Annotated in this window: 8 protein-coding genes; 3 read left to right on the top strand and 5 right to left on the bottom strand. The window is 75.1% G+C overall.

What is annotated here, in order from left to right; all coding sequences use genetic code 11:
* Nucleotides 1–206 precede the first annotated feature (206 nt).
* Nucleotides 207–1,262, top strand: a complete 1,056-nt coding sequence (locus tag IEZ17_RS40700) for a MerR family transcriptional regulator (RefSeq protein WP_229853110.1) — start codon at nucleotides 207–209, stop codon at nucleotides 1,260–1,262.
* A gap of 75 nt (nucleotides 1,263–1,337) precedes the next feature.
* Here the strand turns inward: IEZ17_RS40700 and IEZ17_RS40695 are convergent, their stop codons facing one another.
* From IEZ17_RS40695 to IEZ17_RS40685, 3 genes are read right to left on the bottom strand one after another with little or no spacing between them, the layout of a single operon-like run.
* Nucleotides 1,338–2,591, bottom strand: a complete 1,254-nt coding sequence (locus tag IEZ17_RS40695; RefSeq protein ID WP_189308673.1) for an NAD(P)/FAD-dependent oxidoreductase — start codon at nucleotides 2,589–2,591, stop codon at nucleotides 1,338–1,340.
* A 47-nt stretch (nucleotides 2,592–2,638) separates the two neighbouring features.
* The gene (locus IEZ17_RS40690) at nucleotides 2,639–3,601 is read right to left on the bottom strand and encodes a sulfite exporter TauE/SafE family protein (RefSeq protein ID WP_229853109.1); all 963 of its coding nucleotides are present in this window, start codon (nucleotides 3,599–3,601) and stop codon (nucleotides 2,639–2,641) included.
* Nucleotides 3,602–3,606: 5 nt separating this feature from the next.
* Nucleotides 3,607–4,428, bottom strand: coding sequence for a GntR family transcriptional regulator (locus IEZ17_RS40685; RefSeq protein ID WP_189308672.1), 822 nt, complete (start codon nucleotides 4,426–4,428; stop codon nucleotides 3,607–3,609).
* Between the two features lie 183 nt (nucleotides 4,429–4,611).
* Between IEZ17_RS40685 and IEZ17_RS40680 the strand changes: the two genes are divergently transcribed.
* Nucleotides 4,612–6,102 carry an MBL fold metallo-hydrolase gene (locus tag IEZ17_RS40680; RefSeq protein ID WP_189308671.1) on the top strand — a complete coding sequence of 497 codons (1,491 nt, stop codon included), beginning with the start codon at nucleotides 4,612–4,614 and terminating at the stop codon, nucleotides 6,100–6,102.
* Nucleotides 6,103–6,200: 98 nt separating this feature from the next.
* Here the strand turns inward: IEZ17_RS40680 and IEZ17_RS43630 are convergent, their stop codons facing one another.
* Entirely contained in the window at nucleotides 6,201–6,758 is a 558-nt protein-coding gene (locus IEZ17_RS43630; RefSeq protein WP_229853108.1) for a hypothetical protein, read from the bottom strand.
* Between the two features lie 57 nt (nucleotides 6,759–6,815).
* Nucleotides 6,816–7,616, bottom strand: coding sequence for an MFS transporter (locus IEZ17_RS43625; RefSeq protein WP_229853107.1), 801 nt, complete (start codon nucleotides 7,614–7,616; stop codon nucleotides 6,816–6,818).
* A gap of 394 nt (nucleotides 7,617–8,010) precedes the next feature.
* Between IEZ17_RS43625 and IEZ17_RS40670 the strand changes: the two genes are divergently transcribed.
* Nucleotides 8,011–8,535, top strand: coding sequence for an AMP-binding protein (locus IEZ17_RS40670; RefSeq protein ID WP_229853106.1), 525 nt, complete (start codon nucleotides 8,011–8,013; stop codon nucleotides 8,533–8,535).
* The last annotated feature ends 985 nt before the right edge of the window (nucleotides 8,536–9,520 follow it).

Below are 9,520 nucleotides of genomic sequence, written 5' to 3'. Positions count from 1 at the left end.
TCGGCGGCCACACCCCAGCCAGCCGCGTCACCAACCTGTCCGAACAACACACCTAGGCCCTGTCCTTTGACCTTGTCCCTGGGGGAAGCCCCAGCATCGGTGGCGCCGGGCGAGGCGCCCGGTACGAGGAACCATCGGGAACACGGACGGTCCGGCGCGCCCTGGCCGCCGGGCCGGTGGACGGGGAGCGTATGCACGGGGAACTGATGACGATCGGGACGTTCGCACGGGCGTCCCGGCTCTCACCGAAGGCGCTGCGCCTGTACGACGAGCTCGGCCTGCTGACCCCCGTCCACGTCGACCCGCACAGCGGCTACCGCCACTACGCCCCGGCCCAGCTGGAGCGCGCGCGGCTGGTCGCCTGGCTGCGCCGGCTCGGCATGCCGCTGGCCCGCATCCACGAGGTGTGCGAGCTGGCACCCGGCGCGGCGGCCCGCGCGCTCGCCGCGTACTGGGCGCAGGTCGAGGCCGATGTCGCCGCCCGCCGGGACCTGGCCGCCTTCCTCGTCGACCAGCTGGAGAGGGAGAACACCGCCATGACCGCACCGCAGACCCCTTCGACGCCGCTGACGATGCGCGTCGCCGCCCTGACGGACCGGGGGCTGGTCCGCCCCGCCAACCAGGACGCGGCATACGCGAGTTCGCGCCTGCTGGCGGTCGCCGACGGCTACGGCCCCCGCGGCGGCCCGGCCGCGACCGCCGCCGTCGAGGCGCTGAAGGCCCTGGAGGACCAGGACCTGACCTCGGCCGATCTGCCGGCCGTCCTGGAGGAGGCGGCCCGCCGCGCCCACCGCGCCGCCCCGTCGGCGGACGAGAGCGGCAGCACCCTCACCGCCCTGCTGCGCTCCGGTGCGCGGCTGGGGCTGCTGCACATCGGCGACTCCCGCGCCTACGTGCTGCGGGACTCCGGGCTCTTCTGCGTCACCCACGACCACAGCGTGGTCCAGTCCCTGGTCGACGAGGGCCGGCTCACCCCCGAGGAGGCCGCCTCGCATCCGCAGCGCGCCCAACTGCTGCGCTCGTTGGAGGGTGGCGCCGACTTCGCCCCCGACCTCCAGCTCCTGGAGGCGCACCCCGGCGAACGCTATCTGCTCTGCACCGACGGCCTGACCGGCGTCGTACCCGCCGAGACGATCCAGGACGTGCTGGCCGGCGCGGCGACCCCCCGGCAGGCGGTGGCGGAACTGGTCCGCCACGCCCATGAGGCGGGCGCCCCGGACAACGTGGGCTGCGTGGTGGGGGAGGTGGCGGCGGCTGCCTGACGGACGGCGGCGGCGGGCGGCTCGCACCCGGCTGCGGGTGCGGGCCGCCCTGCCCGGAGAGCCGGCGGCCGGCGGCTACGCCCGGCCCTTCAGCATCCCCTGGAAGTACAGCTGGGGCAGCCCGTAGCGCTTGAGGAACCACATGTCGGTGCGTTCGCGGGTGGTGTCGAGGAACGGGAACGACGGCGCCGGGCGCAGGTCGTAGTCGAACTCGGCCAGCAGCATCTTGTGGCGGGCGGTGACGAGCGGGCAGGACGTGTACCCGTCGTACCGGGCGGTGGCGGGGCGCCCGCGCAGGCCGGCGAGGAGATTGCCGACGAGCACCGGGGCCTGCTTGCGGATGGCGGCGCCGGTCTTGGAGGTGGGCAGGTTGGCGACATCGCCCAGGACGAAGACCTCGGGGAAGTCGGGGTGCTGGAGGGTCTGCGGGTCGGCCTTGACGTACCCGTAGGGGGACGCGGGGTCGGCCAGCGGACCGTCGGCGAGCCACCGGGGGGCGTGCTGCGGCGGGACGGCGTGCAGCAGGTCGTAGCGGATCGTCTCGGCCGTGCCGGTGGCGTGATCGGTGAGTTCCGCCTCACGTGCCGCCCCGTCCAGGCGGGTCAGCTCGGTTTGCAGCCGCACCTCGATGCCGTAGCGGCGCGCGGTCTGCTCCAGCGCGCGGGCGAAGACCGGCACCTTGAAGAGGGAGGACTCCGGCAGCGCGAGGACCGGCCGGATCGCGCCCAGCACACCGCGCTTGCGCCAGTAGTCCGCCGCCAGATACGCGATCTTCTGCGGGGCGCCGCCGCACTTGACCGGACCCGACGGCATCGTGAACACCGCCGTGCCGCGCCGCATCCGGCGGATCAACTCCCAGGTGTACGGGGCGAGATCGGGCCGGTAGTTGCTGCTCACCCCGTCGTGCCCGACAGCCGCGGCCAGGCCCGGCACGCCGTCCCAGTCGAGGCTCAGGCCGGGCGCGAGGACCAGCCGCCCGTAGGAGAGGACCCGGCCGGTGGCGGTGGTGACCGTACGGGCCGCCGGATCGACGGCGGTGGCGCGCTCGCGCAGCCAGCGCACGCCGGGCGGGATGACCTCCGCCTCGGTGCGCAGCGCGGCGCGCAGCGGGGCCTGGCCGCCGCCGACCAGGGTCCACAGCGGCTGGTACCAGTGCGTGTCGGAGGGCTCCAGCAGTGCGATGTCGCGGAGGCCGGCACGGCGTAAACGGGCGGCGACCGTGATGCCCCCGGTACCGCCGCCGATGATCAGGATCTGGTGGTGGGCGGAGGCTCTCGTGCCGGCCGCGGGGGCGGCGGACGGGGCCGGTTCGGCTGCGGGGTGGGTCATGGGTCTCTCCTGCGGGCTGATGAGGGTCGGGGGTTGGGGGACGGGAGCTAGCGGCCGGTCAGGGTGGTGGCCGCCATCGTGAGCGCGAGGACGGCGACGAGGGCGGCGAAGGCCGTGGTCAGGGTCTGCGCGCGGAGGCGGGCGGCGAGGCGGTTGCCGAGGTGGCTGCCGGCCGCAGCGCAGGCCGCGAGGGTGGCCAGCAGGGGCCAGTCCGGCGAGCCGGTCCCGGCCCGAGTGGCCAGCGCGGCGGCCGAGTTGATGAGGATCACCAGGAGCGAGGTCCCGACGGCGACCGGCATCTCCAGCCCGAGGACGAGGGTCAGGGCCGGGACGATGACGAATCCGCCGCCCACCCCGAAGAACCCGGTGAGCAGCCCCACGGAGGAGGCGGTCACGGCGGTGCGGAAGGGCCGCGCGGTGGTGCGGGAGGCGGGCGTGTCGGGTGTGAGGGGGGCGCCGGGGGCCGCTACGGGAGAGGTGCCGGGTGCCCCGGCGGTGTGCCGTGCGCGGCGCCATAAGGGCACGGTCCCCGAGCGGCGCCACGCCTCCCGTATGCCCTGCGTTACCCGGGTTGCCTGGGTTACCCGGGCTTGCGGGGCTTCCGGGGCTTCCCGCCGGCCCCGTAACTCCCGCGCCCCCCGGACGCCCCGGAGCAGCATCCCCGCCGCCACCACCAGCATCAGCCCGGAGAACGCCGCCATCAGGACCCTGGGGTCCAGGGCCGCGCTCCACCGCGAGCCGGCATAGCTGCCCGCCGTACCCAGGGCGCCGAACACCGCGCCTGCCGCCCAGCGGACCCGGCCCGCACGGGCGTGGCACACCAGACCGGTGACGGCGCCGACCGCGACCACCACCAGGGCGCCCGCGGTGGCCTCATGGGGCGACTGGCCCAGCAGATAGACCAGGACGGGCACGGCCAGCACCGAACCGCCGCCGCCCAGCGCACCCAGCAGCAGACCGATCAGCAGGCCGCAGGGCAGCGCGGTGGCGGCTATGACGACGGACGACACGGCGGCTACGCGGACGGACACGCCGCGCGCGGCGCCAGGGCGACGGCCCGGCTGTCCCCGGACCACTCGGCGACGAACGTGAAGCGGTCGCCGCGGACCACCGTCTCGCGCCACTCCACCGGCCGATCCCCGGCCCGCCCGGTGCGCTCGATGGCGAACGCCGGTTGGCGGTCGGCCAGTCCGAGCAGCCACGCCTGCCGGATGTCCGGCAGGAACGGAGCGATCCGCTCCCGCCCCCCGTCGACCTTCACCCCGCAGCGCGCCGACAACTCCCCGTAGAGCGAGGTGTGCCCGAAGTCGGCGTCCAGAAGGGGTTCGGCGACCTCGGCGGGCAGATACGCGGTGTCGTGGGCGAGCGGCTCGCCGTCCGCGAGCCGCAGCCGCTCCAGTACGACCAGCGGCGCGTCAGGGACGAGCCCCAGGTGGCCGGCGACCGTCCCGTCCGCGGTCCGCTCCAGCCGCAGCACCTCGCTGCGCTGCTCCACGCCCTGGCCCTCCAGTTCACGGAAGAGGCTGTAGAGGGAGCCGAGCGGCTGCTGTATGCGGCGGGTGTCGAGGCGGCTGGCGCGCCCGCGTTCGGCGATCACCAGGCCGTCGGCGCGCAGCTTGCGCAGCGCCTCGCGGACGGTGTGCCGACTGACCTCGTACTCGCCCGTCAGCCGGTGCTCGGCCGGGAACTCCTCGGTGAACGCGCCGGCTTCCATCCGGCGGCGCAGATCGGCGAAGAGCTGTGCCCAGAGGGGCAGCGGCGAGCGCCGGTCCAGGGGGCGCGGGCCGTGCGGGTCGGGGCGGCCGTGCGTGCCCGGCTGCTCGGGCTCGGTCGTCATGTCGGTTCCTCCGCCGGGGGGTTGCGGGACGGCTCGGCTTGTCGCCCGCCATCCGGATACTTAATGTACGTACATCCGTGCATCCGCACAACGCGCCGGCCTGCACGGTGCATTCATCCGCCACCCACCGCTCCCCGCCCGCGCCGGCCCACCGCCGCTCACGGGCCACCCTGGAGGCCGACCGTGCACTTCGCGCAGTACTACCTCGACTGCCTGTCCCAGGCGTCGTACCTGATCGGCGATCAGAACACCGGACGCGCCGTACTCGTCGACCCGCGCCGCGACATCGACGAATACCTCGCCGATGCCGCCGCGGCCGGCCTGCGCATCGAGCTCGTCATCGAGACGCACATTCACGCCGACTTCCTCTCCGGGCACCTGGAGGTGGCGCGGGCGACCGGCGCCGACATCGCCTTCGGGGAGGCCGCCGAAACCGGCTTCCCCATAAGGCGGTTACGCGACGGCGAACGCATCTACCTCGGGGCCGAGCCGGGCCGGGAGCCTGCCGCCGGGCCGGGTCCGGAACCCGGCACCGGGCCCGGCTCGGAGTCCGGCGCCGAACTCGGTCCGGAGTCCGCCGCCCGACCCGGTACCACCGTCGGCTCCGGGGTCACCCTGACCGTCCTCGCCACCCCCGGGCACACCCCCGAGTCCATCTGCCTGGTCGTCCGGGAAAACCCCGAGGACGCCGTACCGTTCGGCGTCCTGACCGGCGACACCCTCTTCGTCGGCGATGTCGGCCGCCCCGACCTGCTCTCCACCGCCGGCCACTCCCCGCACGACATGGCCGTACGGCTCCACCACTCCCTGCGCACCAAACTCCTGACCCTCCCGGACGCGACCCGGATCTTCCCTGCCCACGGCGCCGGTTCGGCCTGCGGTCGCAGCCTGTCCACCGAGACCAGCTCCACCATCGGCGACCAGCGCCGCCTCAACTACGCCCTCCAGCCCATGCCGCAGGCCGAGTTCGTCCGCCTGGTCACCGCCGAACAGCCCGCCACACCCGGCTACTTCGCCCACGACGCGGCCCTCAACCGCGACGGCCACCCCCTGCGGGACCCCGCACCGCCGGCCGCCCTCACCCTGGACGAAACCCTCGCCGCCCGCGACGAGCACGGCGCCGTCCTGCTCGACTGCCGCCCGCCCGCCGCCTACACCCGCGCCCACCTCGCCGGTTCGCTCCACACGAGCCTGGACACCCGGTTCGCGGAGTACGCCGGCAGCGTCGTCACCCCCGGCACCCCCATCGTGCTGCTCGCCGACCCCGGCACGGAGGCCGAGGCCCGCCTCCGCCTCGCCCGGATCGGCTACGACCGGGTACTCGGCCACCTCCCCGACCCGGCACGCGTACTGGCGGACGCGCCGCAGCTCACCCGCCGCAGCCACCGCCTACGGATCGACGAACTCCTCGGGCAACTGCCCCTGGACCCCGCGGACGGCGGCCAGTTGATCGACGTCCGCAACCCGGCCGAGTACGCCGCGGGCGCACTGCCCGGCGCCCGCAACATCCCGCTGGCGGCGCTCCCCGACCGCATCGGCGAACTCGACCGGGACCGCCCGGTCGTCCTCTACTGCCGCAGCGGAAACCGGTCGGTGATCGCGGCGGCCCTGCTGGAGGCCCGGGGATTCGACGAGGTGAGCGACGTGGCGGGGGGATGCGGCGAGGTGGGCTGAGGCGCGAACGGCGGTAGGCGCGCCGTGGGGGGCGGGGAGGACGGTGGGGATGGAGGGGGCGGAGGGGGCGGAGGGTATGGAGGGTATGGAGGGCCCCGTCACCGCTTCGTCCGCCCCGCCAGCGCCACCGCTATCGCCCCGGCCACGCACACCGCTGCCGGGAGGACGGTTGACGGCAGCGCGGTCGACGGCAGGGTGGGCGATGCCAGGGCGGCCGACGGCAGAGCGGCGGACGGCAGCGCCCAGCCGCCCGCCGTCCCCGCCCCCACGGCCGTCTCCGCCACCCCGGCCGTGCCCGTAAGGGACAGCCCCAGCCCCGCCGTCACCGTCATTACGGCCTTGGTGACCCCCGACGCCTCGCCCGCACGCTCCCGTCGCACCACCGCCTGAGTACCCGTCAGGGCCAGCGCGCCCGCCACGCCCAGCGCCGCCGCGGCCCCTGTCGAGGCCGCCAGCAGCGCGGGCGTACCCGTGACGGACCCGACGGCCCACAGCGCGCCCCCGGAGACGGCCAGGCACAGCGCCATCACCGGTACCGCCGCCCCGGGGCGCAGGCGTCCGGCCAGCGGGCCCCCGGCGGCCAGCGCCGCGGCCGGCGCCAGGAACGCCGCCCCGGCGCCCAGCACGGACCACCCGCGCCCCTCCTGGAGCGCCATCGGGACCCACGTACAGCAGCACCACCGTCGCCGAGTTGGCGACCGCACCGGCCGCCGTCAGCACCACGTACGGACGATTCCGGAACGCCCGAGGTCCACCAGGGGCACCGCGGCGCGCCGCTCGGCCCGTACGAACAGCGCGCCCAGCAGCAGCGCCCCGCCCACCCGGACCCAAACCGCGCCATGCTCCGGCCGGCCCGCCAGGCACACCAGGGCGCCGGTCGCGGTGACCGCTCCGGCGACGTCCAGGGGGCGGCCCGCGGCAGCCGCGTCACGGGACTCGGATGCCCGGCGGGCGCACAGCGCGGTGGCCGCGGCGAGCGGCACCGTCAGCCAGAAGGCGGCGCGCCAGGACACGGCCTCGGCCAGCGCGCCCCCGACGAACGGGCCGCTGACGGTGCCCAGCCCGGCCAGCCCCAGCGCCCGCCCGGTCGCCCGGCGCCCGCTTCCCGGCGGGCAGGCGTTGGTGAGCAGCGCCAGCCCGGCCGGCATGATCAGCGCCCCGCCCGCGCCCTGCGCCACCCGCGCCGCCACCAGGAACGTCATTGACTCCGCCACCGCGCAGAGACCGGCGCTCACACCGAAGAGCACCGCTCCCAGGACCAGCATCCGCCGCCGCCCGTATAGGTCGGCGAGCCGCCCCGCGACCGGCATCAGCGACCCGGCGGCGAGCAGATAGCCGCTGACCACCCACGCCGTCACGCCCCTGCCCCCGGGGCCGCCCAGGTCGGCACGGAGCACGGGCAGCACCAGATTCAGCGCGAAGGAGTCCAGTTGGACACAGAACGAACCGGTGGCCAGGGCCGCGAGCGCCCAACGGGCCTGCGTCGGCAGGCCGTTCTCCGGAAGTACGGGCATGGGAATCCGCCTCTCACACGTACGGAACCAGGGCAAAGGACAGGAACGCGCGAAGGCACGCGCGAAGGCACGCGCGAAGGCACGCGCGAAGGAACGCGTGAGGAGGGGGATGAAGTGCACCGGAGTGGGGCAGGAAGAGGCGGGAGGTCCGCAGGGACCCACCCGCGGCGCCGGTCAACAGGCGCCGCTGCCGCAGGGTGCAAGACGGTAGACGGAAGAGGGAAGCGAGCAAGCCGCAAAGGAACGGGGTCAGTTGACGCGTCAGTCGGTACGTCAGGTGATGCGTCGGTCGACGTACCGCGCAGTCGCGGCGGCTTCCGGCCGCGGCGCCGTACAGCGGACGTTCAGCGATCGTTGATCGCTGTTCTCCATGCTGATCCGCATGTTGCGCCGTGTGACCTCAGAGCATGCAGATGACGCCCCGGAAGTGCAAGACCGGGACGCGTCGCGGATCGCCCTCACCTGGAGCGGGGAGCCGGGCCGCCTGGAGGAGCTGACGCACGGCATGCTCCTGGATCAGGCCGCGCGGGCGGCAGCCGCGCTCGCCCGGCTCGGCGTACGCGCCGGCGACAAGGTCGCGGTCCATCTACCGCTGGTGCCCGAGTCGGTGATCGCCACCCTCGCCTGCGGCCGGCTGGACGCGATACGCACCACACTGCCGGTCTCGCTGACGGTGCCCGAACTGGTCACGCGCACCCGGCAGTCGGACGCCCGGGTGCTCATCACTGCCGACGCCGCGTTCTGGGACGGCGCCGTTCGACCGGTGAAGGCGGTACTGGACCACGCGCTGGCACGGGGTGCGACGACGGACGCGAGCGGGCAGCGGCGGACCGTGCTGGTGGTGAACCGGTGCTCGCGGCCGGTCTCCTGGCAGCCGGGGCGCGACAAGTGGTGGCACGAGGCGCTCGCCGAAGAATGAGCCATGGCCGGCGCCGACCCGGCGCCCCTTGCCCGCACCGCGCCCCCTCACTGCCCACCCCGTAACTCCCACACTCCGCAAAAGGGGCCATTCGCACCAAATTCCCCTAGCGTGGAGCCGTGCCACAGCCAACCAACGACACTCCACCCGCCCCGCCTGCCCCGGCCCCAACCGCACCGTGCGCCCCGGCCCCAACCGCACCGCGCGCCCCGGCCCCAACCGAAGCGCCTGCCCCGGCCCCGCCGGCAGCGGCACCTGCCCGGCAGACCGCGCTGGCCACCCGTGCACCCCTCGCCACCGCGGCCCTCGCACCCCTGCTGATCACCGCCATAGCCCTGGGCGACCACCCGGGACGGAACGCCCACTCCGCGCTGCCCCCCTACGCCGCGCTGCCCCCCTACGCCGCGCTGCCCTCCTACGCCGCGGCTGTCGCCTTCCTGGCCACCGCCTTCCTCGCGACGACCTTCCCGTCGAAACCCTTCCCCGCCTCCGTCGTCGCCTTCCGATGCGCCCTCCGGTACCGCCGCAGTCTCCGGTACCGCTGCGCTCTCCGGCGGGTACCCTCGCCGCCCGCCGCCCGCCGCCCGCCGCCCGCCGCCCGCCGCCCGCCGCCCGCCGCCCGCCGCCCGCCGCCCGCCGCCCGCCGCCCGCCGCCCTCCGGCTCGACCGGCGCGCCCTGCTCTCCCGCGAAGACCTCCGCAAGACGCCCACCGCCCGGCCCCGGCCGGCCACCACGACTTACATCGGCTTCCTGGCTTTCTTGGCTTTCTTGCGTTCCTGGGTTTCCTCGCCCTCCTCGGCCTCCGGAAATTACCCGGCGCCCGCTCCAAGGCCCGCTCGGCAGCCCGCCAACTTCCCTGCCGGGGCCGCATCCTGGCCGCGCCCATCACCGCCAACTCAAAGTCCAGCTCCGGCTCGACCGGCGCCATCTGCTGGATGAAGTTCCACGGCCTCGGCCTCGGCCTCGCGGCTGTCCTCTCCTCGC

The sequence above is a fragment of the Streptomyces albospinus genome (assembly GCF_014648695.1).
GTDB lineage: Bacteria > Actinomycetota > Actinomycetes > Streptomycetales > Streptomycetaceae > Streptomyces > Streptomyces albospinus.
The sequence above is the reverse complement of the archived record's forward strand: the minus strand, read 5'-3'. Positions and strand labels throughout refer to the sequence as shown.

What these genes read in the sequence shown, in the direction of transcription:
- IEZ17_RS40695 (WP_189308673.1), bottom strand. Translation starts at nt 2,591, where the DNA reads ATGACCCACCCCGCAGCCGAACCGGCCCCGTCCGCCGCCCCCGCGGCC.
- IEZ17_RS43630 (WP_229853108.1), bottom strand. Translation starts at nt 6,758, where the DNA reads ATGGCGCTCCAGGAGGGGCGCGGGTGGTCCGTGCTGGGCGCCGGGGCG.
- IEZ17_RS40685 (WP_189308672.1), bottom strand. Translation starts at nt 4,428, where the DNA reads ATGACGACCGAGCCCGAGCAGCCGGGCACGCACGGCCGCCCCGACCCG.
- IEZ17_RS43625 (WP_229853107.1), bottom strand. Translation starts at nt 7,616, where the DNA reads ATGCCCGTACTTCCGGAGAACGGCCTGCCGACGCAGGCCCGTTGGGCG.
- IEZ17_RS40700 (WP_229853110.1), top strand. Translation starts at nt 207, where the DNA reads ATGACGATCGGGACGTTCGCACGGGCGTCCCGGCTCTCACCGAAGGCG.